The organism is Parabacteroides sp. D25 (genome assembly GCF_000307475.1).
Lineage (GTDB): Bacteria > Bacteroidota > Bacteroidia > Bacteroidales > Tannerellaceae > Parabacteroides > Parabacteroides distasonis.
On record NZ_JH976504.1, the window covers coordinates 61,681 to 76,290 of the forward strand.

At 45.4% G+C, this 14,610-nt stretch carries 17 protein-coding genes and 3 pseudogenes; 6 read left to right on the forward strand and 14 right to left on the reverse strand.

Translation table 11 applies throughout. From position 1 onward, the window contains the following. Positions 1–202: 202 nt before the first annotated feature. Positions 203–376, forward strand: a pseudogene (locus HMPREF0999_RS22960) (DNA primase); the annotation flags it as partial. 192 nt (positions 377–568) lie between these two features. Here the strand turns inward: HMPREF0999_RS22960 and HMPREF0999_RS12955 are convergent. Genes HMPREF0999_RS12955 through HMPREF0999_RS12965 form a run of 3 tightly spaced genes read right to left on the reverse strand, consistent with a single transcriptional unit; the run spans position 569 to position 2,728 of the window. After that, positions 569–922: a hypothetical protein gene (locus HMPREF0999_RS12955; protein ID WP_005828814.1), complete on the reverse strand. Its 354-nt coding sequence runs from the start codon at positions 920–922 to the stop codon at positions 569–571. A 10-nt stretch (positions 923–932) separates the two neighbouring features. Continuing rightward, the gene (locus tag HMPREF0999_RS12960) at positions 933–1,475 is read right to left on the reverse strand and encodes an RloB family protein (RefSeq protein WP_005640372.1); all 543 of its coding nucleotides are present in this window, start codon (positions 1,473–1,475) and stop codon (positions 933–935) included. 8 nt (positions 1,476–1,483) lie between these two features. Continuing rightward, on the reverse strand, positions 1,484–2,728 hold the full coding sequence (locus HMPREF0999_RS12965; RefSeq protein WP_005828812.1) for an AAA family ATPase: 1,245 nt from the start codon (positions 2,726–2,728) through the stop codon (positions 1,484–1,486). A gap of 748 nt (positions 2,729–3,476) precedes the next feature. On the opposite strand from HMPREF0999_RS12965, the gene HMPREF0999_RS12970 reads away from it, so the two are divergent. Further along, positions 3,477–4,775 carry an ATP-binding protein gene (locus HMPREF0999_RS12970; RefSeq protein WP_005828806.1) on the forward strand — a complete coding sequence of 433 codons (1,299 nt, stop codon included), beginning with the start codon at positions 3,477–3,479 and terminating at the stop codon, positions 4,773–4,775. Positions 4,776–5,058: 283 nt separating this feature from the next. On the opposite strand, the gene HMPREF0999_RS12975 is transcribed toward HMPREF0999_RS12970, so the two are convergent. Together HMPREF0999_RS12975 and HMPREF0999_RS12980 are read right to left on the reverse strand one after the other, a co-directional pair. Then, positions 5,059–5,361: a helix-turn-helix domain-containing protein gene (locus tag HMPREF0999_RS12975; RefSeq protein WP_007219024.1), complete on the reverse strand. Its 303-nt coding sequence runs from the start codon at positions 5,359–5,361 to the stop codon at positions 5,059–5,061. Continuing rightward, positions 5,358–5,657, reverse strand: coding sequence for a helix-turn-helix domain-containing protein (locus tag HMPREF0999_RS12980; protein WP_007219025.1), 300 nt, complete (start codon positions 5,655–5,657; stop codon positions 5,358–5,360). Before HMPREF0999_RS12980 ends, HMPREF0999_RS12975 begins: the two co-directional genes overlap by 4 nt. Before the next feature lie 408 nt (positions 5,658–6,065). On the opposite strand from HMPREF0999_RS12980, the gene HMPREF0999_RS12985 reads away from it, so the two are divergent. Together HMPREF0999_RS12985 and HMPREF0999_RS12990 are read left to right on the forward strand one after the other, a co-directional pair. Beyond that, complete coding sequence (locus HMPREF0999_RS12985) at positions 6,066–6,359, forward strand: helix-turn-helix domain-containing protein (protein WP_005864565.1); 294 nt, start codon at positions 6,066–6,068, stop codon at positions 6,357–6,359. Between the two features lie 56 nt (positions 6,360–6,415). Next, on the forward strand, positions 6,416–7,138 hold the full coding sequence (locus HMPREF0999_RS12990) for an NYN domain-containing protein (RefSeq protein WP_007219026.1): 723 nt from the start codon (positions 6,416–6,418) through the stop codon (positions 7,136–7,138). Between the two features lie 22 nt (positions 7,139–7,160). Here the strand turns inward: HMPREF0999_RS12990 and HMPREF0999_RS12995 are convergent, their stop codons facing one another. Genes HMPREF0999_RS12995 through HMPREF0999_RS13025 form a run of 7 tightly spaced genes read right to left on the reverse strand, consistent with a single transcriptional unit; the run spans position 7,161 to position 11,626 of the window. Beyond that, a complete protein-coding gene (locus tag HMPREF0999_RS12995; protein ID WP_007219027.1) occupies positions 7,161–7,952 on the reverse strand; it encodes a PRTRC system ThiF family protein in 792 nt (263 codons plus the stop codon). Next, positions 7,949–8,650: a prokaryotic E2 ligase family D protein gene (locus HMPREF0999_RS13000; protein WP_007219028.1), complete on the reverse strand. Its 702-nt coding sequence runs from the start codon at positions 8,648–8,650 to the stop codon at positions 7,949–7,951. The genes HMPREF0999_RS12995 and HMPREF0999_RS13000 overlap by 4 nt, the downstream gene beginning before the upstream one ends. Before the next feature lie 32 nt (positions 8,651–8,682). Further along, positions 8,683–9,810 carry a hypothetical protein gene (locus HMPREF0999_RS13005; protein WP_009276116.1) on the reverse strand — a complete coding sequence of 376 codons (1,128 nt, stop codon included), beginning with the start codon at positions 9,808–9,810 and terminating at the stop codon, positions 8,683–8,685. 42 nt (positions 9,811–9,852) lie between these two features. Further along, positions 9,853–10,074, reverse strand: a complete 222-nt coding sequence (locus tag HMPREF0999_RS13010; protein ID WP_005828787.1) for a PRTRC system protein C — start codon at positions 10,072–10,074, stop codon at positions 9,853–9,855. A gap of 19 nt (positions 10,075–10,093) precedes the next feature. Continuing rightward, positions 10,094–11,164 carry a PRTRC system protein E gene (locus tag HMPREF0999_RS13015; RefSeq protein ID WP_005828784.1) on the reverse strand — a complete coding sequence of 357 codons (1,071 nt, stop codon included), beginning with the start codon at positions 11,162–11,164 and terminating at the stop codon, positions 10,094–10,096. Between the two features lie 20 nt (positions 11,165–11,184). Beyond that, positions 11,185–11,394: a hypothetical protein gene (locus tag HMPREF0999_RS22965; protein WP_007219029.1), complete on the reverse strand. Its 210-nt coding sequence runs from the start codon at positions 11,392–11,394 to the stop codon at positions 11,185–11,187. A 19-nt stretch (positions 11,395–11,413) separates the two neighbouring features. Continuing rightward, complete coding sequence (locus tag HMPREF0999_RS13025) at positions 11,414–11,626, reverse strand: hypothetical protein (RefSeq protein ID WP_007219030.1); 213 nt, start codon at positions 11,624–11,626, stop codon at positions 11,414–11,416. Between the two features lie 405 nt (positions 11,627–12,031). Between HMPREF0999_RS13025 and HMPREF0999_RS13030 the strand changes: the two genes are divergently transcribed. Continuing rightward, positions 12,032–12,439 (forward strand): hypothetical protein, encoded by a 408-nt coding sequence (locus HMPREF0999_RS13030; protein WP_005640474.1) that lies wholly within the window; start codon positions 12,032–12,034, stop codon positions 12,437–12,439. 284 nt (positions 12,440–12,723) lie between these two features. On the opposite strand, the pseudogene HMPREF0999_RS22500 reads toward HMPREF0999_RS13030, so the two are convergent. After that, a pseudogene (locus HMPREF0999_RS22500) lies at positions 12,724–12,936 on the reverse strand (IS1380 family transposase); the annotation flags it as partial. 173 nt (positions 12,937–13,109) lie between these two features. On the opposite strand from HMPREF0999_RS22500, the gene HMPREF0999_RS13035 reads away from it, so the two are divergent. Further along, positions 13,110–14,345, forward strand: a complete 1,236-nt coding sequence (locus HMPREF0999_RS13035) for an IS4 family transposase (protein ID WP_005640472.1) — start codon at positions 13,110–13,112, stop codon at positions 14,343–14,345. A 97-nt stretch (positions 14,346–14,442) separates the two neighbouring features. Here the strand turns inward: HMPREF0999_RS13035 and HMPREF0999_RS22505 are convergent. Then, positions 14,443–14,610: pseudogene (locus tag HMPREF0999_RS22505) on the reverse strand (IS1380 family transposase); the annotation flags it as partial.

The following is a 14,610-nucleotide window of genomic DNA, read 5'->3' on the forward strand; positions in this document are numbered from 1 at the left end:
AAATACGATTATTTTCCGAATAACAGGTAATATTCTACGGTTAATTCGCAAAAACACCGTATAATACTACCAGTATCCGTTTTTCATATCTATAGAAGAAGCCCTGTGCCATCTGATGATTTCTGATGACATCTGATGCCATTGCTTTTCATGTTTCAAAGAAAAAGCGGTTCTTTGCCCAAATCCATGAAAATGAGATGTTATGAACATACAGGAAGCAAAGAACATCAGACTTGTTGATTTTTTAGCCGGATTCGGATATGAACCGGTAATACAGCGTAGAAACAGCGTGTGGTACAAATCACCTTTTAGGGCGGAAAAGAAGGCCTCTTTCAAGGTAGACCTTCATAAGGAACTGTGGTATGACTTCGGACTGGCCATGAGGGTTCTGATAATCTCATTCCAATGCATTACATGTATTGCCTATTAATGGTGCTATAATTCTGATATATGATGTCTTGCGCATGGATTTGCCTCAACGAATACGAATCTGTCCTCCGATTACTTACCAATATTCCACTGCTTGAATAATATTATCCCCAATTATAGATGTCCATAATTACTTCTTTTATATTAGCTGTTGCGCCACCTGTAAATTCTCTTTTAATATTTTACCGAGACTTTTTGCAAAGTGTTTGTATGAATTCTTTTCTTTCTCTTTATCATTATCCGATAAATTACTACTATCAATTTCAGAGTGTACAAAACTGACAATACTATCAATTGCATTATCTACGGTTTTGCTGCTAATTTTTGATTTATATCCCAATGCATTTATAACACATATATTTACCAGCTCCAATATCTCTGGCGATTTAATAGCTGCTTTTATTCGCTCTGCCATTAGTTTTGCACCTTTATCTTGTGATTCTGACAAGATGTCAAGAAAGATATCAGCTAATGTTATTTCCCTATTCTCCATAATCTTCAAATTACAAACTTTCCAGCAGTTCTATCATTTTATAGATGGTAGTTGATGGATTATTATATGTATCCAGCATCTTGGCTCTTGCCGTTGCTTCTGATGTTTTTTCAGACAGTTGCTGTTTCTCATTTAATGCCAAAGTTCCCTTTGTGTAGTGTTCAAGATGTCTTTTCAGTTTCTTGATGCAGACGTTTTGCGTTAGTTCGGCATGACACTTCTCAAAGTGCAGCAAATACCACAACTCAATACATGGATTCGACACCATCAATATCGCATCTGGAATACTTAGCAGGTGTTCCAGCATTCCGTCCACATCTAGGTCAAACATTAGGAATGTTTTATCATTTTTGGTTACAACATATTCCCGTTTACAATTCTCTATATACCGAACGGATATGTTCGAATCGCTCTTTCTTGGGATAATTTGAATAGGCGCACGGTATTGTGAACGGAGGTGGCTGATATAAGCAACCTCAGACTCCCCTTCACAGAAAACAAAGAAGTTCGGCTTCATTGTTTTGCCTTTGGATTTTCTTATTTGTCGTCCCATATCAGTTTCTATTTTAGAAAATTATCCGTCTGTTCGTCAATATACGGGATGGCATCAAAACGACCTTGCAGATATGCCTTTTCAGCATCCAGCCCGTCACGGAAATCTTTGTAATCAAACAGCGAATACAAATCCGAGGACCCGTCATCCCGTTTGTTGACAAAATATATCTGATCCTTACGCAACTTGTTGGTATTAAGCAGGTATGTATTGTGTGTAGTATATATCAACTGCGCCGATTCGCTTTTATTGAACAAACCGATAATATATTCTACCAGTTTTATATGCAGCTGCGTTTCGATTTCATCTATCAACAAGATTTTATTATTCTTGACGATATCCAGGATTGTCAGCATCATATTGAATAAACGCTGTGTTCCATCAGACTCTTCTGCAAAAAAGTTGAAAGGAACATCCGGGTTATTTCTGTGATAGGTCGTAATGACCAACTGTGGTTTCTGAATATCTTCTACCGACAATATTTGATTGTCTGCAGGGTCAATCACTGCTGTCGAAAATACTTTATTCTCGTGCCTGCTGTCGATTTTGACAATGTCGCTATCAGCAATTCGCAGCACATTAAGGAACTGTTCTTTGTTCTCATTCAACAAGCGCTCGACAGAGAACGAATTATATCCGAAATAATTCAGAATAAAACGCTCATTGAAATATCGAAAAACATCTTTTGCTGTATCTCGATCCATCTGACTGGCGCGTGACACGAAAAGCGTTTTTTTGGATGTATTGGCAGCAACATCCATAGGGCGGCGAATCACCGAGCGGAATTCATAGATATTCTTTTTGTCGGGTCCCTTTGTTTCATCACGGGAAAATACCAGTGAACGACGGCCATTCGGATAATAGTAAAGTGCCTCTTTCAGTATCTCAACTTTATTGAGTTCAAAAGAATATTCATATTCGATACCTTCAAGGAGGAAGCGAATGAAGAATGTACTTGGCTTGCCAATGCCTCCGAATTTGAACGGAGTAAAGGCAAATATCGTATTCTCATTGTAATTATGAGATGAGAATATCATTCCCACACAAGCGCGAATAGCCTTGATAAGGCTGCTCTTTCCTGACGCATTTGCACCATAAATGGCAACAGTTTTAAGCAACCGCTCATCACCGCATACAAATGTATTTTCTTCAAGCTCCTTTGCCTTTTTTGTCTGTATGCTTGCTGCCTGCATATCCAGTACCACCTCATCTTTAATTGAGAAGAAGTTGCTCAAACGAATTTCAAGTATCATTTCATCCCTTAAATTTGTAATTGTTTTGCAAATATAGCAAATTAAATGACAAAATCATAATTCGGACAATTTTTAATAGATTAGAGGTAGCCTGCATAAAGTATTGTTATATAGGGGGCGTTCGACAAGCCAAAGAATGATGTTTCTATATCTGTGTGTTCATTCACTGCTTGCAACTCATAAACCTTTTTGGCTAACGCAATATGACACACTTACAGTGGTTTAACTTTATCTGCCAGTTGCATGGTTGATACGTATTTATCCGCTATACAGCCCGATTGCCAATACCCCGACTGACATTTGTCATAGGGAGCACTGTTCATACAAGCAGCAAGTTGAAACATGAAAGATTGTCCGAAACGATACAAAAATAGTATGTTCAACGTCTTGAGAACTGCCGTCAGACTATCGCAGAAATTACTAGTTATTCGACTCTTTTCATTTGGAACTATTTCGTTTGGATAATTCTCTTCAATTTCTCGTTCTATTCTTGATAAGACTACCTGTTTGTGAATTTGTCACAATTGGCACCATGTTTTTTAATGAATTCGCAAAGATTCTTGTTTTTACAACAAGCATAGGTTATATATTTATAGTTTATTTTTTTATCTGGAAGATTGTATCCTCTAAAAAATGTGATATTATTCTCAAGTTATCATCGAAAAAGTGTTGTATATATCGGTTTTCATCCTCGAAAAAATGTATCTTTGCAAGAGACAAGTGAATAATTCTTATTTTAAAGGAATCGATGAAACGGAAGATTATACAACAGTTGAAACTTTGGAAAGATAATCCTGCGAGAAAACCTTTGATACTGTTGGGTGCTCGTCAGGTTGGTAAAACTTGGGTGATGAAACATTTTGGTCAGACAGAGTTTGAGAATGTAGCCTACATAAACTGTGATGTCGAGCCACTGGCCAAGGAGTTATTTGCAGCCGACTATAGCATCCCCCGTATTTTGCTGACACTTCAGGCTATCACAGGAACAAAGATTGAAGCAGGAAAAACGTTGATTGTATTCGATGAGTTGCAGGAAGTGGAACGGGGATTGCATAGCTTGAAATATTTTCAGGAAAATGCGCCTGAATATCATGTGATGGCGGCTGGCTCCTTGTTGGGAATTACTTTGGGGAAAGGTCAGTCCTTTCCGGTGGGTAAGGTAAATGTAATGCATCTATATCCGATGGATTTTGAAGAATTTCTGATGGCTGCCGGTGAAACTGATTTGTGCGATTTGTTGCATCAGCCCGATTGGGAAATTTTAAAGATTCTCAGTTTAAAATATGTTGATTTGCTTCGCCAATACTATTATGTAGGTGGCATGCCTGAAGTGGTGGATTGTTTCTTTCAGCATCAAAACTTGCAGGAAGTACGTGACAAACAGACTGAAATCCTGGATGCTTATCGGCGGGACATCTCCAAGCATACGACAGCTACTGAAAGTATACGTATCGGACAAGTGCTGCAATCCTTGCCTTCGCAGTTGGCCAAGGAGAACAAGAAATTCATCTATAATGTGTTGAAGAAAGGAGCCAGAGCTACGGAATATGAACTCGCCATTCAGTGGCTGATGGATGCAGGTCTGGTACATAAAGTCAGCCGGATAAAAGAACTGCAGATGCCTGTCAAATTTTATGAAGATCTGGGTGCCTTCAAATTATTCCTGCTTGATTGCGGTCTTTTAGGTTGTATGACCGAGGCACCCGCCAGCCAAATGCTGGTAGGAGATAATGTATTCAAGGAGTTCAAGGGCGCTTTTACCGAACAGTTTGTCTTGCAGCAATTAGTGGCCCAAGGCTTTTCGCCCTATTATTGGAGCAGTGACAAAACACCTGCGGAGATTGACTTTGTGGTACAGACGGAGCATCGCGTGATACCGGTGGAAGTGAAAGCCGAAGAGAATGTACGTGCGCGTTCCATGTCGGAATATATTAAAAACCATCCCGATTATCAGTTGAAAGGATTGCGCATCTCCATGATGGGGTATCAAGATCAGGAATGGATGGAGAATATTCCGTTATTTGCCATTACGAAGTTCTTTGGATAAATGGCACTTTCATGGATATGAGATACACATATGAAGAACTTTGGAAGTCATGGGTGTATAAAAACAAAAAGCTCGCCAAATCCCTATTCTCGGATTTGGCGAACTCATTTTTTAGGACTCAATCGAAAGGGCACTGAAAAAGTTCTTATTTTTCAGTGCCCTCTCGAAGTGAGGATTATTTTTTCTGTCAACCGGTCCAAAGGACCGCCTTGCGCAGCCGGGGGCAAAAGGTGCCCTTTGCGGGTAAGAAATAGGAATACGACACTAGTGGCCACAGACAGGATCATCTATAATCAAAAGCCTCCATCCTGTTTCTTTCCAACAGCACGAGGATGTCCTTTTCCTTGTACAATAATTTGCCTCCCACTTTGTAATAAGGCAGTTTACCTGTTATCCTGTACTCGGCCAGTGTTCTCCGTGTCAGTTTCAGGTGTTCGGCCAGCTCGCTGTCGGTCATATAACGTTCGCCGTTCAGAACCGGCCGCATCTTTTCCGCCTGTGTGTCCAGTATTTCGGACAGGCTCTCAATATTCCGGAAAAAGCGTATGATTTCCGGGCTTTCCTTGGTCAGCATGGATTGGATCATATCATTCGATTTAGAGGTGTCACACGATGAATTTCCGCCTCCATAAAGCGGATGATATCCTGCCGTTTGTAATATACTTTACGGTCTATGTAACTGTAGGGGATGGACCCGCTTCTCCGGAGTTGTAACATTTTTCTTGGCGAGACATCCATAAGCGTACATGCCTCCTGGTTGTCGATCCACTCATCCATGCCCCGCGTGCTTCCTCCGCATGTCTCATGTACTCTTCTGGCGATGGCTTCCAGGGCCTCGTTCATTTCCATGAATGTCTTGGCCTCGATACACACAAATTCCATAAGTCTTTCCTTTTTTCGATTTGATACGAAAGTATGGAGAGGGAGACTCATATCCAAAAAGGTGTCCGCAAATGTCATCAGATGTCATCAGATGTCAGATATACATTGGTTTATGATATTTTTAGCCTGTTCCCCGGAAAGATAAGGCATGGCGGTAGCGGATAGCCGGTAATATGTAAAGTTTACAATCCGTATTTTACAGTTTTACACTTTACCTGTTTACACCTGTTACATTCGAAAAGGAAGAAAAATACAATTTATATCTAATTATCAATGTGTTATAATTCTGCTTAAAAGACATAAAGGAGGTATGGCATACATTTTTCATAATAAAATGGTATATACTCTTACAGTGCGCACCGGGGGTATTTCAGTAGTAACCTTTAAAAAATACAGGAGATACATGCCATGATGTATATAGATAATGAAGTGCTCGAGAAAATGATAATGACCATAGTGGAAGGATTTGACCGCATAGAGAAGAAACTGGATAGGATGGGCCGTGTGAAGGAGTTCTTGAACGGTGACGAGCTTCTGGACAACTATGACATAGCCAGGCTGCTCAACGTGTCGCTTCGGACCGTGGCCCGCTACCGGGAAAAAGGACTGATCCGTTATTACCAGACGGATGAGAACGGCAAGAATTTCTACAGGAGTTCGGATATACAGGATTTTTTGCAGAAACGGGGAAAGAAAAACTGAACGGGGCAATGTGGATATGCGGAAGTTATGCTAACTTTGTCTTATAAACGGTTGTTATGAAGACAAATACCAATTCAAAATATCTCATTGCGGTTCTGATTGACGGTGACAACGTGTCCTTTGAGAGGATGGAGGATATCATGGGCTTTGTTTCCCGTTATGGGGATGCCGTTATCAGACGGATATACGGTGACTGGACGAGGAAAGCTCTTTCCGGATGGAAGGAGACCGCCCGGGAATATGGGTTCAGGTTGGTGCAGGCCTCCTCCTATGCTTCAGGAAAGAACACTACGGATATCGCGTTGGTCATAGACGCCATGGACATTCTCCGTGACGGCCGGGTGGACTGTTTCTGTCTGGTCGCCAGTGACGGTGACTACAACCCGTTGGCGCAACGGATACGGGAGGCGGGATTGAAGGTACTGGGATATGGGGAGGGCAAGACTCCCGTATCGCTGATACGTTCCTGTTCCGTATTCCTGTATGCCGACCGTAAGGAAAACAAGACCTTGGAGAACACTCCGGATTTTTTTATCCGAAGGGATATGGAGTTTTTTGACAAGGCTTTCCAGCAGGCGGCTGACGGCAAGGAGGAGGTCTCCCTTTCCCTGATAGGCGGCTCGTTGAAGAAAATGATGCCCAAATTCAAGGTCAAGAGATACGGATGCAAGACATTGGGCAAGCTCTATGAAAGGTTGGAACGGTACGAGCTGGTCATGACGGAAAAGGGAGTGGCGAGTGCCGTACGGATGAAAGGTCGGGCCGTACGGCAGGAATGACCGGGAATAAATCCACGTCCGTTTATACCGGAATGGGATTTACCCGTAGCGTGTCAAGGTTGAGATAGGCCCCCCGGTAGAATGTCCTCCCTTCTCTGAACATGCGCCAGAGGATGTCGCAACCGATTTGTGCCAGCATGGAGTTGATGAACAGATCCTGCTTGCGCAACGCCTCCGTGAGTGAGCAACTCGGGCCTGAGTCCTCCTCCCGGATGGTGGAGTAGCTGACCTCCTCGGTGATGACATTCATCCTGGGCATGGGAAGGTATTCGCTGGATGCGGGCTGGCTTATTTTGCTCCGGATATTGCCTACCAGGACTTGCCCGGTGGTTTGGGCGTTCCCGAAATCCATCCAGTATATCGGCGCTTTCTCATCGTTATTTTTATATTCCCTGTATTTCTTCAGGAACCGCCACAGATCGAGCCGGGAACGGGTGTTGTCCGTACAGGTGATGATGATGTTCGCCAGCGGGACGCTTTTATCCCCTTCTTTGGTTATGATCGGATAGCGGCATTCCCTGGCCTCCCACGCGTAACCGAAAAAACGGTTGACGCGGGTGACAAGCGCCGTCGCCTTGTTCAACCCCAGTTCCGTCTCGCTGAACAGTTGGCGGCCGATGTTTGCTTCCGTGACAGTGTCGGGGTCGAAAGCCGTCAGGTGCAGCCCCGGATGTCCCAGAGCCTGTAATGCCACGCTCATGCGTGCCAGGTTGGTTATTACCTGCGAGCCGGTTCCACCCGCCCCGGCTACCAGGACGGTTACGGGGTGATAGGGACTGAGCAGGTACTTGTCTGTGAAATGGATCTTTCTCATGGCAGGATGTCTTTCAATCGTTTGTTGATCGGTTGGAGTTCGTCGTTGTCGAACGGCTGTTCACGCATCCGCTCAGTAACCAGGACCAGATTGTTTCTTGTCGGGTTCTTCCCTCCTCCAAGATGGGAAAATTCACTGAGCCAGAAACGTTTCTCCCAATATTCCAACAGGGTGTGAAAATCCAGGCTCTCCGGTTTCTCCAGTGTGGAGTTTCCCAGGCATACGTTTCCACCGGTCACGTTGAAAAAAGGGGCCAGATAGAGCGGTGTCCTCCCGTCCGGTTTTTTCCCCTTGTAGGCGAAGATGTCCATCCTTTCATTTTTAATGATATAAATGACTCCCGGCACGTGGAACATTCCATCCCCGATGTTCAGGTCGTTCTTGAAAAACATCCGCCGTTTTCCCGGCGGATTATACCACACATAGCTTTCATGCCCCCTGCGGGTATCGCACCACAGCATGTTGGGTGGCAGCCACCCGTGCGGGATACGCCGGTTCCCGTCCGAATAGGATTCCACCAGGGAGTCCATGAATTCATATGTAACCGGAATGCCGGCTTCCATTCTTCCCTTTTTGTTGATAGGGCGTATTTCCAGGTAGTGACTTCCGCTTGCGTAGTGACCTTCCTGGTACTCATAGGCGATCAGCGCCGCTTTGGGCACCATTATCTCTTGCAGTTGCTTGGTAAGTTCGTTCATATCCTGTATTTTTTTTGTTTTCGTTTCTTTATTTATTGGGAAACGGGCACTTTAAAATGCCAGTTTATGCATTGCGTGAATCGTTCCATCCATCCGGACAGTCTCTCCGGATAGTCGTCCATCCGGAACAGTCTGTCCGTCTCAGGTGTCAGGTACATGCTTGTGATCGGGGTGATGGCATACGTCTCCCGGTAGTCCGAGTTGAAATAGCATTCCATGTTCTCCGTAAGGGTGTCATTGTTGGAATATGCCAGCATGATCTGACAGTCCAGGTCGATCGGGGGGAAATCCGGTGATCTTTCATACGCCCAATCGTAACCGTATTGCATGATGCACGGATTTCCTGGGGTAATCAGTCCCATCCCTTCCCGTATCAGTTCCAAAAGCTCCCGTTCCTCCTTCACTGCCGCCCGGTATTTCCGGACCTTTTCTTCCAGATCGGTACAGAACGGTTTCCCTTCCATTCGTTTAAGTGTTTTTGCGATTTTCCCGGATTGGTAGGATTCCGCCAGGCGTTTGTATTTACGGATTGTCTGAGGGGAAGCCTCGGGATCGCGGTTCTTCCAGTCATCCAGTTCCTCCACCGCCAGCTCATAATACCATGTTTCCGTGACGGCGTTCAACCCGTGGTAACGTACGAACTGCCGTATGAATTCCCGGACGATACGCCGTAACGGTACAGGAAGGTTCTCCGTGAAATCGACGGGTAGCCAGAACAGGGTATGGTCCGGCCAGTCATGGAACCTGTACAGGCAGAAATGGAGCCTCCCGGCCCTTTCCTCCAGATTGACATGTTCCGGCAAGGTCTCGTCCAGGGCCTTGTATAAGGCGGTGATGTTGATGCGGGGACCGCTCCCTTTCCTCGCGCGGAAAGGGAGCCTGACATTCATGAGATCGGCATATCGCAGGGCGGACCGGTATAGATAGTCAAAGTTTTCGGACGTGGTCAGGTTGACGCATGCCCCTCCCGTTTCGTCCTCCACCAGATAGTCCGCCGCGATGGGGAGGAATCTGCCTGTCAAAAAAGCGTTACGCTCCCCGGTGGCGGCAGTCTTCTTTTTTCCCGGCCCATCGTACCCCGTCCGATGTACGAGAGGTCGGCGGCCCTGATGATCAATACGGCCAGTCCCGCCATTTGTGATTCTGATAGCGTTTTGCATGTATCCTCCTTTTTTTTGATGGAAATTCTCTTTGCCATATATCTACCCTTTTGTTCCGATGGTCGTCTTGAACCGGTAGACCACGCTGTCATCCTCGCATTCCGGACCGTGTACGCTCGCCGTGGTCAGTTCCGGATAGGTCATGGAATAGAAATCCATCACCTCGTTCGGGGACAGGCTGTTGTCCGGATCGGCCAGCTCTATTTCCGACGAGCCTTTCCTGATTTTGAAAACTCTCTGCAATCCTTTAATTTCTAGTGCCATAATTGTATTTTTATAGGGTTTAACAACATATCATTTCCATTTGTGCCTCGTCTTTCATGCGGTATTCCTCCGGGAAGTCGAGATATTCCGCGTAAGGGTCCTCACGCAGGAGCTCCCTGTCATGCTCGTCGTCCTTGTCGAAGCCGTACTGTCCCATGTCCTGCGCTCGTGCCCCGTATTCGCTTTCCCCTTTGTTATCGGGAACGGTTTGCGTGGAAGCCGTTTGCGGTTGCGAAGGGACGGGTTGCAGCCATTGACCGTCGTATACCTGTGATTGCGGCATCTGTACCGGCTGGTGGAATTGTATGGTCTGCGGTCGGTTCACGGGCTGCTGACAGCCGGCCGGTGTACCATCCGCTCCTGGTCGTGAAGCCGCCTGTCCGTGTGGAACCTGTTGTGGTCGCGTGCCTTGTACCGACCGCGGAATCTGGTGGGGAGATTGGCGGGACGGTTGTTCGGGTGCGAACATCCGTATCTGTTCCCCTCCCTGATATCGGGGGGCATGACCGGGTACCGGTTGCGGCGCCACCGGTTGGATAACCTGCGCGGGCTGTGGTTCCGGCATTACCGGTTCCGCTCCGAAGAGACTGCCCTCGGACGCTTTTTTCTGTACCTCCGCTATCTTCACGTCAATCTCCTTCTGCTTGTCCGGCATGGCCAGCCGTTTTGCCTGTCTGAGCCAGGTCAACGCCTCGGAATAGCGTTTGCCGCCTGTGGCGTCCTCCGCCTTTTTAAGCAGCTTTTCCATCTTCTCCCGTTTCTCGCGTACCTCTTTTGATTCCTTCTCAGCTACGGACTTGGCCGCCTTGCTTTGTGATACGGCCTGTTCCGCTTGTTTCTCGAATGTTTCCAGGTTGGTAAGGATGCCCTGCGCCTTCTGTACGGGCGCGGTGATCGCTCCCAGGAATTCCATGTCCAGCTCTTCCGGGGTACCGTTCAATACCAGCGGGACGATTTGTTCCCCGGCCTCGTCTTTCAGTCCCGCACGCCGGGGCATGACGGCCACGGTCAGTTTGTCATTCACTTGTCTGATGTTGATACTCAGGTCTGTGCCTGCCGTAATCATTCGGTTGATCGTTTGAAAAAACATAATGGTAAAATATTTGTAAGTTATACATAAGTTTCTTGGAAAAACTCTTTCAGGAGTCTCTGCCTGTCGGGATTGGACGCGATGTCCTTTAATGGCTCCAGGTAGTGGCCTATTGTTTTCGGTTCGTCCAATATGCAGGGGAACCGTTTTTTGACAGGTTTTATGCGCTTTGTGACGGGCCATGCGACCGGCATGACCGGGGCTGAGGGGGTGGATGTCGCGGTTCTCATGTTTTTTGTATTTTAGGAGTTATGCAAGCATGCCCATGACGGACAGGATAAGGATGACTTTTATCACAAGGAGGAATGCCCTGAAGAGGAATCCTATGATTGTTCCCGATAAAAGGAACAGGACGATCAGGTACACGGGAATGATTCCCTTGCTGTAGAGCAGGCATATTCCCGTAAGCAGGACCAGTGAGACCACTCGCTTGCAGATGTTTTCGATAAGTTGTAGTTTCATGTCTTTAAATTTTTAAGAATGAATAATCCCATCGGGATATGTTTTCCCGATTTTATAGGCCTCCGGCCCTTGGATTGCCTTTTTGCGCAAGGCTTGGCAAAAGAAAATACCGCAGCGAAGCGAGGATGATTTTCTTTTAGCCAACCAGCCCCTGAAAGGGGCCGCCTTGCGCAATCAACCCGGCAAAGGGCTATATTTGCAGGTAAGAAATTGAAAGAATGGCTGGGATTTTCAATTTGTCGGATACAACATGTAATAAGTGTAATGAGCAAATTTAAAAGCATACAACGAAGGTTTTTCAAATATTTTCCAAACTATCGGATATCAATATCATATCGTAAAACAAGCGAAGGCGTGGCATTCCGGAATAAATACATGTCTTCGCGTCAAAGGTGATTGATTGAAATGAATATATTCTCTGCTTTTGATACGGGTGTCATGGTAGCTCTCTTGCTGGGTATTGAGTTTCTTAGGAGTGATATCCAAACAATTCTCTATTGTAAAAGAAACGATCCCGGGATTTTTAAGAGCTGCCTGTATACATTATTTATATTGTTGGCAAGTCTTTATTCCATTGTGGCCGGAGCCATGCTTAACCCCGAGCCCGTACCCGTTTATGAATTGATGCCCGGTTTTCAAATAGGAGTTTATGGTTCTTGTTTTTTGTTTATATTTCTTGTTATCGCCGGTCTTTACCGTAAAATATTACCTCTCGTCCTTTTGGGGTACGCTATGGTATATGTAATCGGTGTACTGATACCGTTACTTGGATATGTAGTGTCCATGATGAATTATTTCGCCAGCGTAGGATGATTATGAAGATCAAAGATGTTTTCCAGAGAAAATGGATAACAGACAGTATAACAAAAAGAAGGTATCCTTTTCAGATACCTTCAATGACGGGCCGGTTGCATATTTACCCTAATTTCCGCAAGCGAATGAAATCAGAGATTGCCATGCATTTTTTAGTGAGTTTATTATCTTTACATTGTGTTTTAGTGAAACGAAGGTGCCAAAGGTCCACTCTTTTGCATAACTTCCCCTTACCCCATGAAGCGACTTGAGGCAATACGCATTACCCACCATTAGAATAAGGATTAGCCAAAATCCTGTTGAAAGGCTATTTTATACGCTGGATTCTCGGTATAGATGTTTAGCACGTACGTCCTTGAAGTCCTAATCCACTTTGCGGCAACCGAGATGTATTTGAAAACGAAAGTCTTAATACGACTCGATATGGATAGGCCAAAATCCTTAACGTTTAATTTTCGGATGATCGTTTTGTAGAAGTTCCTTATCAATGCAGTCATTTTAGCACGTACGTCCTTGAAGTCCTAATCCACTTTGCGGCAATCGAGATGTATTTGAAAATATTGGTGTCCGGTAAAAGTTTGACCGAATCAAAAATACAAGGCTGAATCCCCTCTCGGAGGTCCAGCCTTTTTCGTTACCTTTGTTTCTGCTAAAAAATAAATCAATAACGATGAACAAAGGTAGTCATTTCAACGGACAGCCGGCATATGGTCAGCTGATAAATTTGCTGGACAAGTCAAAAATTCTCCAAATCAGTCAAGAAAAGGGCGGCGAACGGTATGTCAAACACTTTGACGCTTGGCAGCATCTGCTGATAATGTTGTATGCCGTGATCAAACGGTTCGATTCGCTGCGGGAAATCACGGACTCGATGTTCCCTGAAGCGAGAAAGCTTGCCCATCTTGGGATAAGCATGATGCCCCGGCGCAGTACTCTGTCTGACGCAAATGCACGCAGGTCAGAGGGAATCTTTGAGGCAATCTATCGCGACCTGTACAAGACATACCGCAACGAACTTTCATCGGACAGCCGAAACAATCCATCTTCCAGTTGGATAAACCGGCTGCAGATTATCGATTCGACGACAATCAGCCTGTTCTCCAACCTTATCTTCACGGGAGTCGGACGCCATCCGAAGACGGGGAAGAAGAAAGGCGGCATAAAGGTCCACACCAATATCCATGCAAACGAGGGAGTTTCTTCAGATATCAGGTTCACATCTGCCGCCACTAATGACAGTTTCATGCTCAAGCCGTCAAATTACACAAGCGGAGACATCGTTGCCCTGGACAGGGCCTACATCGATTACGCCAAGTTCGAGGAGCTGAGCCGGGCAGGTGTCATATATGTCACCAAGATGAAGAAGAATCTTGTCTATGAGGTTTCTGCTGATACGATATACATGACAGAAAGTGGGTTGATGGCACTTCGGGAACGCCATGTGACATTCACGAAGAAGGTCAAAGATGGCGACGATATAAAGCACCATGCACGCATAGTCACCTACGTCGACCAAAAGAAAAGAGGGGCCAAGCTCATATCCCTCCTCACAAACGACATGGAGATGAGCGCCGAGGATATTGTGGCAATCTACCGGAAACGCTGGGAGATAGAGCTGTTGTTCAAGCAGATAAAGCAGAACTTCCCCCTTCGGTACTTTTACGGCGAAAGCGCCAATGCCATCAAAATCCAGATATGGATAACCCTCATCGCCAACCTTCTACTGATGGTGCTGAAGAAACGCATCAAACGCAGCTGGAGCTTCTCGGGATTGGCAACAATGGTCAGAATCATGTTAATGTATTACGTCAACCTCTACACCTTCCTCGAAGAACCCGACAAAGACTGGTCAAAACTGGTAGCCGAGGCAGAATCGCCACCCAAGGAACTCCTGCTCTTTGGATAGAGGGGCTTACCAGACAAAACAAACACCCGCAATGCCTATCAAGTGACACTGCGGGTAGGCGAATCGTACTACACTAAACTTTAGCGGACAGCAATGATTTGAAAACGAAAGTCTTAATACGACTCGATATGGATAGGCCAAAATCCTTAACGTTTAATTTTCGGATGATTGTTTTGTAGAAGTTCCTTATCAATGCAGTCATCAGCAGGTATACTGCATTTTCTGCCATGAATGACTTTGGCAAATGTTTCCATCCAAACCCGTT